This is a genomic window from Paenibacillus sp. MMO-177, assembly GCF_037147795.1.
GTDB lineage: Bacteria > Bacillota > Bacilli > Paenibacillales > Paenibacillaceae > Pristimantibacillus.
In genome coordinates this window covers 129,499-144,965 of sequence record NZ_JBBCUR010000007.1, presented here as the reverse complement: position 1 = coordinate 144,965, position 15,467 = coordinate 129,499, and the positions used below count along the sequence as shown (strand labels likewise).

Annotated in this window: 10 protein-coding genes; 8 read left to right on the top strand and 2 right to left on the bottom strand. The window is 49.1% G+C overall.

The window, feature by feature from the left end:
* Nucleotides 1-7 precede the first annotated feature (7 nt).
* The 5 genes from WFK81_RS22630 to WFK81_RS22610 all read left to right on the top strand — a co-directional run bounded on the left by WFK81_RS22630 (nt 8) and on the right by WFK81_RS22610 (nt 8,941).
* Nucleotides 8-1,120 (top strand): hypothetical protein, encoded by a 1,113-nt coding sequence (locus WFK81_RS22630; protein WP_336788659.1) that lies wholly within the window; start codon nt 8-10, stop codon nt 1,118-1,120.
* Nucleotides 1,121-1,532: 412 nt separating this feature from the next.
* Nucleotides 1,533-2,927 carry a glycoside hydrolase family 30 protein gene (locus WFK81_RS22625; RefSeq protein ID WP_336788658.1) on the top strand — a complete coding sequence of 465 codons (1,395 nt, stop codon included), beginning with the start codon at nt 1,533-1,535 and terminating at the stop codon, nt 2,925-2,927.
* 27 nt (nt 2,928-2,954) lie between these two features.
* Nucleotides 2,955-5,708 (top strand): beta-galactosidase, encoded by a 2,754-nt coding sequence (locus tag WFK81_RS22620; protein WP_336788656.1) that lies wholly within the window; start codon nt 2,955-2,957, stop codon nt 5,706-5,708.
* A gap of 200 nt (nt 5,709-5,908) precedes the next feature.
* Complete coding sequence (locus tag WFK81_RS22615; protein WP_336788654.1) at nt 5,909-7,750, top strand: RICIN domain-containing protein; 1,842 nt, start codon at nt 5,909-5,911, stop codon at nt 7,748-7,750.
* A gap of 159 nt (nt 7,751-7,909) precedes the next feature.
* Nucleotides 7,910-8,941, top strand: a complete 1,032-nt coding sequence (locus tag WFK81_RS22610) for a LacI family DNA-binding transcriptional regulator (RefSeq protein WP_336788652.1) — start codon at nt 7,910-7,912, stop codon at nt 8,939-8,941.
* 74 nt (nt 8,942-9,015) lie between these two features.
* Here WFK81_RS22610 and WFK81_RS22605 read toward each other — a convergent pair whose 3' ends face one another.
* Complete coding sequence (locus WFK81_RS22605; protein WP_336788650.1) at nt 9,016-9,612, bottom strand: TetR/AcrR family transcriptional regulator; 597 nt, start codon at nt 9,610-9,612, stop codon at nt 9,016-9,018.
* Between the two features lie 299 nt (nt 9,613-9,911).
* On the opposite strand from WFK81_RS22605, the gene WFK81_RS22600 reads away from it, so the two are divergent.
* The 3 genes from WFK81_RS22600 (at nt 9,912) to WFK81_RS22590 (ending at nt 14,233) form a co-directional block, all read left to right on the top strand.
* The gene (locus WFK81_RS22600) at nt 9,912-11,348 is read left to right on the top strand and encodes a DHA2 family efflux MFS transporter permease subunit (RefSeq protein WP_336788764.1); all 1,437 of its coding nucleotides are present in this window, start codon (nt 9,912-9,914) and stop codon (nt 11,346-11,348) included.
* A 159-nt stretch (nt 11,349-11,507) separates the two neighbouring features.
* Complete coding sequence (locus tag WFK81_RS22595) at nt 11,508-13,019, top strand: spore germination protein (RefSeq protein WP_442956089.1); 1,512 nt, start codon at nt 11,508-11,510, stop codon at nt 13,017-13,019.
* Nucleotides 13,016-14,233, top strand: a complete 1,218-nt coding sequence (locus WFK81_RS22590; protein WP_336788648.1) for a Ger(x)C family spore germination protein — start codon at nt 13,016-13,018, stop codon at nt 14,231-14,233. Before WFK81_RS22595 ends, WFK81_RS22590 begins: the two co-directional genes overlap by 4 nt.
* 6 nt (nt 14,234-14,239) lie before the next feature.
* On the opposite strand, the gene WFK81_RS22585 is transcribed toward WFK81_RS22590, so the two are convergent.
* A complete protein-coding gene (locus WFK81_RS22585; protein WP_336788646.1) occupies nt 14,240-15,367 on the bottom strand; it encodes a GerAB/ArcD/ProY family transporter in 1,128 nt (375 codons plus the stop codon).
* Nucleotides 15,368-15,467: the final 100 nt, after the last annotated feature.

Here is a 15,467-nt window from a genome sequence, read left to right as displayed (position 1 = left end):
GGGCTTTATGGTTGATGTTTTTGCTGTAGCTGATATTATCGTTAAACATATTAAAACTCATTACTCCGAAGATATTTCGATTGTCGGCTATTACGGATCTTATTTGCAGGGGCGAGCCACGGAACGTTCCGATTTGGATTTCTTCTTTATTCCGGCAACGGACAAAGGGAGACAAGCCGAGTGCCAGTTCATAATCGAAGGCATCAGCTTTGATTTCTGGCCAATCGGCTGGGATCGTGCCGAACGAATGGCAGCGTCGGAGGAGTGGAACACCACGATTATCGCGGACTGCCAACTATTGTATGTTCGATCAGAGGAGGATTTGGCCAGATTCAAGGCGCTTCGAGACAAGATATCCGGCATGGGAAGCGAAGCCAATGCATTATCAATGGTTAACAAAGCAGAATCCGTTATAAAGGAATGCCTTGTTAGCTTGGCTAAAATGCGGATTTTCGCGGACTCCCAGAATCTGTCCTATTTTCGAATCCAAGCTCAAGAGATTACGGGAAACATTTTCAAGTCTCTTGGCTTCTTGAACCAAATCTATTATAAGCGAAGCTGGGGCCACTATCGCGAGCAAGTCAGAGATCTGAAGGTAAAGCCGGGTCATCTGGATCAATGCCTGGATACGATCATGTTCACTCATAATCCGGATGAAATCTTATTAGCGTGCGAGAAATTGGCTGCGGATACGATGCGTCTAATATCGGAGAAAAGAAGCAGCCTGGAAGAGAAACGCTCTTACCAAGAACGTATGAAAGGATACTACGAAGAGGAAAGGGGGATGATGAACAAGCTGTTGACCGCTTGCGAAAAGGGCCATTACGAAACGGCCTTTTTTGTTGCTGCCGGATTGCAAGACGGACTAGCCCGAATATTGTATGCGGCGGAAAAAGGACGATGGCCTGGACTTGTTGACATAGGGGACTATTGGGAGTTCTACGTTCGTTATGGATATCCGGATCTTGTCTCGTTGCTGGATCCTGCCAATTTTGAACCGTTACGGTTAGCCGTGCTGCAGCTTATCGGCAAGCTGGAGAAGCATCTCATAGCGGAAGGTGTAGCCCTGAACCGCTTTGACTCCGTTGCGGAATTCGAAGCATTTTATACCCATAAATAATGATTTACGAGGCTATAAAATGGGGTGCTCTAAGCATGGCAGCATCGTTGTTACCTCAAGGGACAGCTGCGGCGGAAGAGGATTTTACGTACACCTGCGAGCTCGCGAATGCATTTGGCACATACGGCGGGAGAGACTAGAAGCGAGAAAATGAGCGTAACCGTTAAATAGCGAATCGCATGAAAATGGCAAAGAGACTGTCCAAAAGGGCAGTCTCTTTGCTTCCGAATGAGCCAATAAACAAGTATTGACAGTTTCCAGATGCCGGGAATATAATTGAAACCAGATTAATGTAAGCCTTTTCAATCGAGCTCCATAATTACCAATACCCTTCAAAGGGTATTCATTTTTCAGCAATAATGAAACCCGTTTCATGAAATAGGTTTCAAAATGAGCTGGAACAGGAGGATTTATGAGCGGCACAAACAGAATCGATAACGGACTTGACCGCAAGGAAACCGTCATTCAAATCAAGCCGGAGAATGGCTATGACGGCTTTGAAGGCTGGGGTACTTCTCTTGCCTGGTGGGGGCATATTATCGGCAGGTGGAGCAGCCCGGAGAAACTGGATGAGATCATGGATCTTATCTTTGACGAGGACAAAGGCCTTGGCTTAAACATTATCCGGTACAATATCGGCGGCGGGGAAAATCCGGAGATCCGGCCTAACACGCTGCGTCCAGGCGGCGATGTTCCGGGTTTTCAACCGGAGAAGGGCATATGGAACTGGAGTGCCGACGAAGGCCAGCGATACGTCTTGCTGGCAGCGATGAAGCGCGGAGCTGATATTGCCGAAGCATTTTCGAATTCGCCACCCTACTGGATGACGATTAGCGGTTCTGTTACGGGTGCGGAAGACGGCGGCAATAATCTGCGCGAAGAATGTTATGAACAATTTGCGGACTATTTGACGGAAGTGGTTAAGCATTACAAAGACGTGCACGGCGTTGTCTTCCGGACGCTTAATCCGTTAAACGAACCGATCTCTAACTGGTGGAAGAAGGGCAATATTCAAGAAGGTGCCCATTTTTCGCTCGATAAACAAATGGAGATTATTAAGCAAACAGCGCGATCCCTTCAATTAAAAGGCTTAACCGAAACGGCAGTCAGCGCGCCCGATGAGAACAGTGTGGATGAAACGCTGGAAATGCTGCACGGCTATGACGAAGAGACGTTTCGCAGCTTCTCGCAAATCAATACCCATTCATATAACGGCATTCAGCTTGAGGAGATTCGCAAGCTGGCGCAGGAGAAGGGGAAAAAGCTGTGGATGTCGGAGTACGGAACCGGGGGCACTGGACCGCACGATCACGAGGATATGAGCAGTGTCATGGAGCTGGCCGAGAGGGTCATAACGGATCTGCGGCTGCTGCGGCCCGCAGCTTGGGTATATTGGCAGGCCGTAGAGGATGAAAGCGCCCAGAATAACTGGGGATTTATCCACTCCGATTTCAGAAATGGCGACAGCCAGTATGAAATAACGAAGCAATATTACGCGATGGCTCAATTCAGCAAGTTTATTCGTCCGGGCAGCCGTATTTTATGGCAGGATGATCGAGATTCCATTGCCGCTTACCATGCCGCGCGCAAACAGCTGACAGTGGTGGTTCATAACCGGGAAGGGCAAAGACAAATCGGTTATGATCTCGGCCGGTTTGCCATGGATGCTGCATCAGCCAAGCTATATCGCACATCGGAACAGGAGAACCTGGTTGAAGCTGAGCTGTTCATTAATAGTAACAAATTTACCATTAATCTTGAGGCTCGGTCGGTGACGACTGTGGTCATATCCAATATAACTCTGTAAAAAAAGAAATAGGGAGGGGCACTTCAGATGCAGGAAACAATTCTAGCAACAAACGGACTGCCGCATAAAAATACGGCAGTTCAATATAACGCATTCAGCTACAATATTAACGGAGAGCAAGTGTTCCTGAACAGTGCGGCCATTCATTATTTCCGCATGCCTAAGGAAGAATGGCGCGAGGTGCTTGTAAAAGCGAAGCTGGCAGGCATGAATTGCGTCGATACTTATTTTGCCTGGAACGTTCACGAGCCGGAAGAAGGACAATGGGACTTTGAAGGCGATAACGACTGCGGCGCTTTTCTCGATCTTTGCCATGAATTGGGGCTGTGGGTCATTGCCCGTCCGGGCCCGTTTATTTGCGCGGAATGGGACTTCGGCGGATTCCCTTATTGGCTGAATACCAAGAAGGATATGAAATTCCGGGCTTACGATAAGCAGTATCTGACCTATGTGGACCTCTACATGGACCGGATTATTCCGATTATCCGGGAGCGCGAGATTAACGCCGGCGGCTCGGTTATTCTTGTACAGGTAGAGAACGAATACGGTTATCTGGCGAGCGACGAGGTCGCCCGCGACTATATGCTTCATCTTAGGGATGCCATGCTGGAACGCGGAGTAACGGTACCGCTGATCACTTGCGTCGGCGGGGCAGAAGGCACGGTTGAAGGCGCGAACTTCTGGTCGGGAGCGGATCAGCATTATAACAATCTGGTGCAGAAGCAGCCGGATACGCCAAAGATCGTAACCGAGTTCTGGACCGGCTGGTTCGAGCATTGGGGTGCTCCTGCGGCAACGCAGAAGACGGCAGCCTTGTACGAGAAAAGAATGCTGGAATCGCTGCGGGCCGGGTTCACCGGCATCAGCCATTATATGTTCTTTGGCGGTACGAACTTTGGCGGTTACGGCGGCCGTACGGTTGGCGCCAGCGATATTTTTATGGTGACTTCTTACGATTACGACGCACCGCTTAATGAATACGGACGCGTGACAGATAAATATAATGCCGCCAAACGGATGTCCTATTTTGTAAAAGCAACGGAAAGCATACTGTTGAACGCGGTTGAAGGCGCCGCAGCTCTAGCTGCTCTTCCGCAAGGCTTCTCGGCGCGGGTTCGCGAGAAAGGCAATGAACGGATCTGGTTTGTGGAAAGCTCGAAGGATGAGCGTGAAACAACAAGCTTAACGCTGCCGGACGGCCGGACCATTCCGGTTACCGTTGGACCTCATGCCGTCGTTCCTGTAATCGACAGACTACAGCTTGAACCGGGCGTTTATTTGACCTGCAATACGTATCTGATTGCCAATGAGCTGATCGATGGTCAGCATACGCTTATTGTCTATGCGGAGAACGGACAACGTTCGTATATCGAGCTGGAATCCGGGCAGCCGATTCAGGTTGAAGATGACGGAGTGAGAAGACAACCGCTGGATGGCGGCACAAGAGTTGCGTTTGATCTTTGCCACTTCCAGGAGGCACAGATCGTTCAGCTGACGGTTGGCGGCAAGCCTTACCGGATTGTGGTTATTAACAAGGACGGCGCGGACCGGGCTTGGCGGATTGCCCGCAATAACGGAGCAAGCTGGGCTATTGGCTACGCCGACTTCGACCTCTTGGCAGACGGTACGTTTAAGGCTGCTCTCCAGGATAGCGATGCGGAGCCGATTCATCTAGGCGACTGGGGAGCTCTTCCTGGCGGACAGCTTGCGCCTTACGTGTATTTGCAAGCGCCGGTCCTTGAAGGGTGGAGTTCCGAAGCCTGCGAGCTGTCAGCGGCGCAAGGCCAGGAAGCCTCGCAGCCGAAAGCCTTCTCCGAGCTTGGTCAGCCATATGGCCATTTGCTTTATGAATGCGATATCGAAGCTGGCGATGAGCGCGTAACGAATCTGGTAATCTCGCGGCTTGAAGATACGGCTAGAGTATACGTCAATGGGAAGCAGCAGGCGCTTGTGCAAAAGGTAGGAGCAGCCGCGGTAGAAGTGCAGCTTACGCCTAACAGCAAGAACCAACTGCAAATTCTGGTGCAAAATATGGGCCGCCTTAATTTCTCGCCTTATTTGGGAGAAGTGAAGGGGATCGCCGGGGCAGTCTACGCAGACGGGCAAGCGATTGATCTGCTAGGCGGCTGGAAGCATGAAGACGCTACGGTTCATCTGAATGAAGTCAATTCTATTGCGGCCGGCAGCATGATCCGCAGAGTCTTCACTGTGGAAGCCGGCCATGACCGCGCGGTTCTGGTAGGGGCAATCAGCGGCCGCCTTAGCATTAACGGCAAGGAAATCGAGCTCGAAGGCTATCAGGACTGGTTCCTGCATCACACGCTGGATATCTCGGATTACATTCAGGAAGGCTCCAATCTGATTGAAATGGCTTACGTAAAATCACCGCTGCAGCGTCTGGAGCTGCTCGTATCTTCCTCGAAGAACGAGTTAAACGGCTGGCGCATTGCAGATGTCCTGAAGTTAAACCGCAAGCCTTACGCAGGAGGAACCGGAATTCCGGTATGGCATACCGTGCAATTCGATAAGCCTGAGCTTCCGGCGGAAGTAAACGCCAAGCTGAAGCTGCGTTTAACCGGCATGAGCAAAGGAACATTGTGGCTGAACGGCATTAACCTTGGCCGCTACTGGCAGGTTGGTCCTCAGGAGGATTACAAAATCCCGATGGCATGGCTGAAGGAGAAGAACGAGCTTGTCCTGTTTGACGAGAACGGCTCAAGCCCGTCGAAGGTACGCCTCCTCTATGATCAGGCATCCAGTAAGCGTTGGATTTCTATCTAGTCCTTCTAATTAGAGTAAAATAAATAGGTTGTGAGTAACCGCTGCTTAGATGATGTGTTCATTTTTGAATCAATCATGCCGGGCAGCGGTTTTTTTTGACTTTATGTAACCGATTGCAAGAAAGGAGGTGATGCCGAAGCGTCCGTCTCACCTGAGAATCGTCAGAAGTGATGAGCAATCTCAAATAAGGAGAGGAAAACATGAAAAGGATCAAACGAATGGTGGCAGGAGCTTTGGCAGGCGGCATGCTTGCGGGAAGCTTAGGGGTGACCGCATCGGCGGCAGGTGCTTACACCGCCGTTGCCGACCCGTCTTTGCAGTATCAGACGATTGAGGGCTGGGGAACTTCCCTGGCATGGTGGGGCAAGGTAGTAGGCGGTTATTCCAACCGGGACGACTATGCGGACAAAATGTTCAGCACAACAAGCGGGATTGGCCTTAACGTTCTCCGGTACAATATCGGAGGCGGCGAGAATCCAAGCTTGAATTACCTGGAATACCGGAAAGCCGTCCCCGGCTTCCAACCGACCCAAGGTGTATACGATTGGACGGCCGATGCCAATCAGAGGTATATGCTCCAAGCCGCAAAAACAAGAGGCGCCAACGTATTTGAAGCCTTCTCCAACTCCGCTCCTTACTGGATGACCAATAGCGGAAGCGTTACCGGCGCATCCGGCGGGGCCAACAATTTAAAGACCGATTATTACGATGATTTTGCCGACTATTTGACGGAGGTCGTTAAGCATTTCCGTGATAGCTGGGGCATTACTTTCAAAACCTTAACGCCGCTGAACGAGCCGGTATCCACCTGGTGGTCACTCGGCAACAATCAGGAAGGCATGCACTTCGACCGGGCAAATCAGGATACGATCCTGAGCCAGGTGAATGCATCCCTTGCCGCAAAAGGTCTCACGGGAACCAAGCTGAGCGCTCCGGAAGAATACAGCATAGATGATTCCGTAACCTCGTATAACAGCTACTCAAGCGGAGTCAAATCTGCTCTGGCACAGATCAACACGCATACCTACGGCGGAACGGGCAGAGCGGCCTTCCGCAATATTGCGGCTTCGAACGGGAAGACGCCTTGGGTTTCGGAGTATGGAGACGGGGATGCCAGCGGCCTCACGATGTCCCGCACAATCTTGAAGGACATCCGCAACATGGGCGTAACGGCATGGATTTATTGGCAGGCGGTAGACAGCGCCGATGGCTGGGGCTTTTTCAAAAACGTGCTGAATAACACGCAAACGACCAGCTATACGGTGAACAAAAAATATTACGTCATGGGCAATTACAGCAAATTTGTCCGTCCGGGCTACAAGATTATCGGCTCTAGCGATGCCAATACGCTGGCGGCTTACGATGCGGCCTCAAGTAAGCTTGTGCTGGTTACAACCAACAGCGCAACAACCGATACTTCGGTGACCTATGATCTTAGCAAGTTCACGGCAACCGGCAGCTCCGCCGAGGTTTACCGGACGTCCCAGACGGAGGATTTGGCCCAAGTCTCGAATGCGGCCATCTCGAACAAGACGTTTACCGCTACGGCCAAGGCAAGTTCGGTCACGACATACGTTATCTCGAATGTCACTTATACAGGAGCGACAGGGTATCCTTCTGCCGCAATCTATAAGCTGGTCAACAAGAACAGCGGTCTCGTGATGGACGTGAATGGCGCTTCAACGGCAAATAGCGCGTCAGTCATACAATATACCGATAACGGAGGCAACAACCAGCGGTGGAAGCTTGTCTCGGCAGGCAACGGTTATTACAAAATCCAGAATGTGAACAGCGGATTGCTGCTGGATGTGAATCAGAGCTCCACGACGGGTGGTACCGCATTGATTCAATACCAGGATAACGGAGGTTATAATCAGCAATGGCTTCCGGTAGACGCCGGAGGTTCCGTTATTCTCGTGAACAGGAACAGCGGAATGACCGTGGATGTGAATCAGGCCTCAACGGCAAGCGGGGCATCCGTCATCCAATGGGCCGATAATAACGGGACAAATCAGCAATGGACGCTAGTGAAAGTCAATTAAGAAATAACACCGCGTAGCTTTGTTGCGGAAAAAGTACTAGCCGCTGCAAAAATGTACAGGAAAGAATAGAGGGTTAAGGCCTGTTTAATCCGTTTCTTTAGTAACCTAACTTTGATATAATTTCAACTATATTAGATGTTCCAGAGGAGAAGCCATAAGATGAAGCAAGTAACCGTGTATGATATAGCGAAAGAGGCCAAAGTATCCGTTGCTACGGTTTCGCGTGTTCTAAATGACACAGCTCCTGTACGTGCTTCAACGCGGGAAAAAATCGAAGCTATTATGCAAAAATATCAGTTTCAGCCAAATGCAAACGCCAGAAGTCTGCTGAAGAAAGAGACGGGGATAATTGGCGTTATTTTACCGGATATTACGAACCCGTTTTTTCCGGAAGTATTTTCCGGAGCCGAGCAGGAGGGCAGGGAGTCCGGCCATACTTTTTTCCTCTGCAATACGATAGGGCTACACGACAAGGAATCGGAGTTCCTGACCATGATGCAGGAGAAGCGGGTGGACGGCATACTGTTTATGGGCGGGCGGATTAACTTGAAGGATTGCAGCCCTGCCCTGATTCAGGAGGTTGTTGAGCATTCGCAGAAAATTCCAATGGTGCTCGTAAACGGAAATTTGAAGGATTCCGGTATAACACGCGTCGTAACGGATGAATACGCGGGCACCGTTCTCGCGGTTAAGCATTTAATCGAGATCGGACATCATAAAATCGGTTTTATCGGCGGTCACATCCATATGTCAACGACCTCGGTCAAGATCCGGGCTTATAAGAAGACTTTAAAAGACGCCGGCCTTGCCGTAAGGGAAGACTGGATTCTTCCGGACAGCTTCTCCGTCGATTCCGGACGGACGCAAATGGAGGCCTTGCTGCAATTGAAAGACCGGCCGACGGCTGTATGCTGCGTGAATGATTTTACGGCAATCGGCGCGATCAAGGCGGCGGTCGAGCAGGGACTTCGCGTACCGGAGGATATTTCGATCGTTGGATTCGACGATATTCCGCTGGCCCATCACGTTATTCCCGAGCTGACCACCGTATCGCAGCAGGCTAATAATCTTGGACGGACGGCGGTGCGGGTGCTCCGCCATCTGATGAACAAGGAAAAGGTCAAAAAAGTGTACTCCCTTGAGCCCGAGCTTATCGTCAGACAAAGCACAAAGCCTATAGAGGATGAATAAACAGCGTAAAAAATCGCCTTCACCTGTATGCAGAGTTCCCTGGGTGAGGGCGATTTCATTTACCGTAATTAAAATCATTCTTTCGGATCCTGCAGCGTGCGGAGCAGGAAGAATTGCTTGGCGAGAAATACCGGGGTGTAAGGCAGGTCGGCGCGCAGCCAGGACACGATGGTGCCAATCAAGGCGGCGGAGCTGTACCAGACCGCGATATCCTTCTGGATATTGGCTTTCGCCACAAAGGAATCATTCCCCCGTTTGTCTATGCCGTCCGAGATCAGCTTGGTCAGCAGGCGCAATAGCCGATCCGTAAAGATTGTTGTGCGATGAGAGGCAAGAATAATCTTGTAAAATTTCGAATGCTCCGCAATATGCTCGAGCAGCTTGACAAGCATCGTTGTATTGATAACCTCCGGCGATTCGGATTTTACCGTTGACCGGTCCAGAACCTGATGGATGTCCTCGATCATATCATCGGCCATTTTCTCCAGCATATCCGGGATGTCCTTATAATGAAGATAAAAGGTGACGCGGTTGATCGTAGCGCGCTCCGCAAGCTTGTTAACCGAAATTTTCTCGATATCCATTTCCTCAAGCAGATCAATAAAGGCATCTCTTAGCAGCTGGCGTGTCCGCAAAATGCGCGGATCGGTCCGGGTTGTTGTTTTGTCCATCCTTTTTCTCCTTCATTTCTTTAGTATTAAATGTTCTAGTAATAAACTACAATTTCGTTTTGACTGTATTATTTTCTTAACAAATGCTACATAAATTCAATTTCTGTAAACTAATTTACACTTTCGACTGGAATCGTCGCTTGTAAAAGGGGCGGCTAAAGCTATAATTTAATTTATACAATGTTCACTATACGACACGTTGTAAATTTAGTCTAGAGAGACAAGAAAGAAGGATGGAGCGGTTGAGTAAAGGTTTACAAGCAGACAGTTCTGTCAAAAAGGGGCCAATTCTATTTGTTATGATTTTGGGCGCCTTTATTGCGACGCTGAACCAGACGATTATGAGTGTAGCCGGCCCTGAGTTAATGAACGATTTTAGTATATCGGCTGCTACTGTCCAATGGCTGACGACCGGTTACATGCTGGTTAACGGTATTTTGATTCCGATTACGGCCTTTTTGATGCAAAGATTTACGACGCGGGAGCTGTTCCAGACGTCGATGATTTTATTCCTGGCGGGTACCGTCGTATCAGCGCTTGCCTCGGATTTTAACGTATTGCTGATCGGGCGTTTGATTCAAGCGGCTGGTGCCGGTATTATTATGCCTCTTCTGATGACGGTCATCTTGACCTTGTTCCCTCCCGAGAAGCGGGGCGGGGCAATGGGGATGGTTGGTTTTGCGATTATTTTCGCTCCGGCGATTGGCCCTACTCTTGCGGGCTGGGTGCTCGAGAACTTTAAGTGGGAAACGATGTTCTACGGCATGATTCCGCTTGCGGTTATTGTTATTATTTGCGGCTATATGTTCTTGACGAACGTATCGGAACGTTCCTATCCGAAGATTGATGTTATTAGCGTAATTTTGTCCACCGTCGGTTTTGGAGCTTTGCTGTTCGGCTTCAGCCGCGCGGGCAGCGCGGGATGGGAAAGCGCGGAAGTGCTTGTTACGATTATCGGGGGGCTGGTTGCTCTTGTGCTGTTTGTATGGCGTCAGCTTATTTCCGACAATCCGCTGCTGGATCTGCGTGCCTTCAAATACAATATGTACAGCTTAACGACGTTTATCAACATTGCCATTACAATGATCATGTATGCGGATATGATGCTGCTTCCGCTTTATCTGCAAAATGCACGCGGGTATACCGCGATGGAATCGGGTCTGCTCCTTCTTCCAGGCGCGCTTATCATGGGCTTCCTGATGCCTGTTACAGGCAAATTGTTTGATAAATTCGGAGCCAAATGGCTGTCCGTTGCAGGTATGATTATTGTTATCCTAACCACTCTAGGATTTATTAACCTGACGGACACAACGAGCTATACGTATCTGGTTCTGATGTCGACCGGCCGCCGTATCGGTATGGCGCTCCTGATGATGCCAGTCCAGACAGCGGGCCTCAATCAATTGCCTAACCGACTGAATGCGCATGGCACGGCGATTTCCAACACGATCAGACAGGTTGCGGGTGCGGTTGGCACCTCGCTTCTCGTGACTATCCTGACTACGCAAACCAAATCCCATCTGCAGGATGCGATGACATCCGGGGCAACCGAAGGCCTGACTCAACAGCAGATGATTACGAATGCGACGATCAGCGGGATGAATGACGCTTATCTGGTTATCGTCGGAATTGGCGTTGTTGGTCTGATTCTAACCTTCTTCATTAAACGCGTCGCTCAAGCGTCTGACGAGAAACAGACAAGCGCGGCGGCAAAGAAAGTAGCCGTTGAAGGTTAACATAGGTAGCAAAAAGAGCTTGACAAGGAGCGGTTTGCCGTAGGCATCCGCTCCTTGTTTTTTATACATCGATTCGAAGCAGCCAGGCTATCCAATAAACTTTGGAAAGGTTGGATATACTACACAACTGGATGCTTGCATACACGTTTGAAGGAGGGGATGCGCTTGAAGCGGATTACTGACGATCAGCATGTTGAATTAAGCGCAAAGCTTGCTATGAACGAGAAGATGGTTAGAGAAGTTTTTCATCAATGCTCAGATATCATATTTCGTTCAATCAGCAGCAATCCCGAAATTCTTATCCTGTATGCCGATGGTTTAATTGACAATAAAGCGCTCGATAACTTGGTGTTAGCGCCAATTCTATATGAAGAAATCCCCCTATCGGGGCAGATGATTCAAGATAAACTGATTGCCGTCGCGCAAATTAAAACCGTTTCCACTTTAGGCGAGGTAATCGATGGCATTCTGAAGGCGAATATCGTTCTCTTGGCCGACGGACAAAACAAGGCCCTTGTCGCGGATCTTAAAGGATTCGAGAAACGCTCGATTGAAGAACCGGCCGCCGAAATTTCCGTTCGTGGTCCAAGAGACGGATTTACGGAAACACTGCGAACCAATACCAGCTTAATACGCAGACGAATCCGCAGTCCAAAGCTCAAAATGGAATCCGTTACGCTTGGTCAAGTTTCTCAGACGGATATCGTTATCGTTTATATTGACGGAATTGTCTCAAGCACGGTCCTGAAGGAAGTCCGCACTAGAATCGACCGGATTGTGATAGACGGGGTACTGGAGTCAGGCTTTATCGAAGAATTTATTGAAGATGCGCCTTGGTCTCCGTTCCCGCAAATTCAGAATACCGAGCGGCCCGATATCGTATGCGCAAGTTTGCTCGAAGGGAAAGTCGCGGTAATTGTTGATAATACCCCTTTTGTGCTAATCGTGCCGATGACGTTTTGGACAGGTTTGCAAGCGGTAGAGGATTATTACGAACGGTCCATTTACACGACATTCATTCGATTCGTCCGTTATTCCTTATTTAATATCGCCCTGCTGCTTCCGTCCTTGTATGTGGCGCTCTCAACCTTCCATCAACAGCTGATTCCTACGAACCTGCTCATTAGCATTGCTAATTCCAGGGAGGGTGTCCCGTTTCCCACGTTTGTCGAGGCATTGTTAATGGAGTTTATGTTCGAAGGGCTCCGCGAGGCCGGTATACGCATGCCAAAAGCCGTAGGTTCGGCGGTCAGCATTGTGGGAGCGCTTGTCATTGGACAAGCTGCCGTACAAGCAGGCATCGTATCCGCTCCTGTCGTCATAGTAGTTGCCACGACCGGGATCGCATCGTTTGCCATCCCGCGGTACAATTTCGGGACGGCTTATCGTCTTCTTCGTTTCCCCATGTTGATATTGGCGGGTATGCTGGGCTTATACGGGATCATCAGCGGATTATTCCTTCTGATGATCCATCTTCTTGGTCTGCGGTCGTTCGGAGTTCCGTATATGAGTCCGGTCGTTCCCAAATTACCTCAGGGCCTGAAGGATGTATTTATACGTGCGCCCAGGTGGAGTATGACACGGCGTTCAGTCTTTGTATCCGGGGCTAATAAGACTCGGATCCCTAAAGGCCAACAACCAAGCCCAAAGCGGGGAAAGGCAGACGAATGAATAAGTTATATAGAACCGGATTGTTTTTTCTTACTCTTTCTCTTACGTTAGTATCTGGCTGTTGGGATAATTCCGAAGTAAATGAGATTGCGGTTGAGCTTGGGTGGGGGATCGACAAAGCCCCGAATAAGAGAGTCAAGATCAGTGCCCAGGCGATCATCCCGGCGAGAATAAACGGCGGGCAGGACGGTAAAAGCGGAGGGGGCAAGGATAAGCCGTTTTTTGTCGTCTCGGGCGAAGGCATGAATACGCTGGACGCGGTACAGCAGATGCAGACCAAGCTTTCCAGGTTAGTGTTTCGCGGTCATCGGCGTGTCATTGTGATTGGGGAATCCATGGCTAGACAGGGAGTTAAGGATGTATTCGATACGTACACGCGCGATCCGAACCTTAAGCTGAGAACCGATATATTTATCGTCATGGGGGGCACTGCAAACGAATTTTTGAAAACCTCATACCCACTTGAAAACATTGCCGCGCTTGGGGTGTTAGGAGAATACGATCAAATAGGAACACCAATAGAAATGGGGTTGTTGAACTTTTTGCATGCCGCAACCAGCGAAGGAGCTTCTCCAGCCGTACCGGCGGTTGCGATTGGTATGGATTCTAGTTCAGGGAATCAACCCCATCAGAATGTGACGTCCAATCCGGAAGGATTCCGGATTATCGGAACAGCCATTTTTAATAAAGAGTTGAAAATGGTTGGTTTTTTGAAGATGGAGGAAGGACGGGCAATTCGATGGGTAACCGGAAATCTGAATAAGCTCACGGTTCCTGTAACAATACCCGGCGAGGAAGGCAATGTCAGCATTAGTCTCTTTAAGCTGCATAGCAAAATTCAGCCGGCTGTCCAGAATGGCAAGCTGAAAATGGTTGTTACGTTAACAGCGAATGGGGCAATCCGCGAAAATAACACCAGGCTGGACCTGACACGGCCTAATAATGTAAACGTGGTTCAAAGCGTGTTGGACAAACAAATCGAAGAAACCGTATCGCGAACGATTTCCCATGTTCAGCAAGAGTACGGAACAGATATTTTCGGATTCAGCGACACGATCAAAAGAAAGAATTTGGCATTATGGAAATCGATAAGGAATGACTGGGAACATGAGTTCCGGGAAGCGGAAATTTCCGTAAATGCGAACGTTACGGTTAGACGGATAGGGGTAACGGGACCCGCATTGCAATTAAAAGCAGACGAGGTTAAGAAGTGATGAGATTTATTTCGCCAATTTCCGCCGTAACCAAGTAACAAGGAGAAGAATCGTTGGTACGATTAAGTATAAAGGCACCCACACGTAAGGCACCAGTATTTCAAAGTGATGGCGGTAAATGTGCTCGGCAATGTTTTTGGACATCGTCATTCCAAGAAGGAGCGCAACGGCGCAGGACGGGATGACAAGTGCGCGGTAGCTCTTCATCTTCGTTAATTGCTGAATCCCTCTTACCGCTGCGAACATTTCAATAACGCCCTTTAACAGAGCCGTCATTAATAAATAAAGTACGCCAAACATTTGCAAGTTTTCGATAAATTTGCCGATACTTATCAAACTAAGCAGGGTGTAAAGAGGGTACAGGAAACCCGAGAACATATCTCCAAATACGAATACGGCCATCAAATCGAACAGGGTTACCATGATTCCTGACAGCAAAGTCGTAAGAATCGTAACTCTCATCACTTTATTAGGCTCTTTGGTCTCCGTCCAGAACATGGCAAGGACAATGGTTTCTCCATAGGATTGAGTGATCCCGGAAGGATATACGGTTTTCCAGACGGGCCCCCAACCTTTTTCTAAAACGGGAAGCATATTATGGAAATGCATAACGTTCGAGCTCATCAGAAGGATGACTTCAATCGAAAACAACAGCAGCACGATGGGGAGAAACATTTCCCCCAGCCGGGAAACCCGCGCAATTCCGCCATATACGCAATAGGCAATAATAAAGACAAAAACCCCCGAAATGATGATAAGCGGCGTGTTAAATAATAAGGTTGTTGATACCATATCCCTAATATCCGCAATAGCCCTTCCTACAAGGTATATAAAGAGAAGGGGGTACAAAAAGGCAAGCGGCGTTCCGATCCAGCGCCCGAATTGCGCGGGAAACCATTGGACCAGGGTCAGTCCCGGATTTAATCGCATTAAGGCCGTGTAGATCAGAACCACAAATACACCCAGGAAGCTGGACAGCAATACGCCAATCCATGCATCCTTGCCGGCGAGACCGCCAAAGCCGAATATAATCGTAGTGCCTATTTGAAAAATAAAAGTGATTGCGAACAACTGATAGACCGTAATTTTATTCATCGTAACCTCGCAATTCAAATGGATGAGATTTTTGATCATCTATTTATTTTTCCATAATAATCCTTTCCTATTCCGTCCGTGGATCGTATGGAATTGTTTCAATTGCTGCTTAGGGCGGTAGTCTGCTTTTATCCGGAGT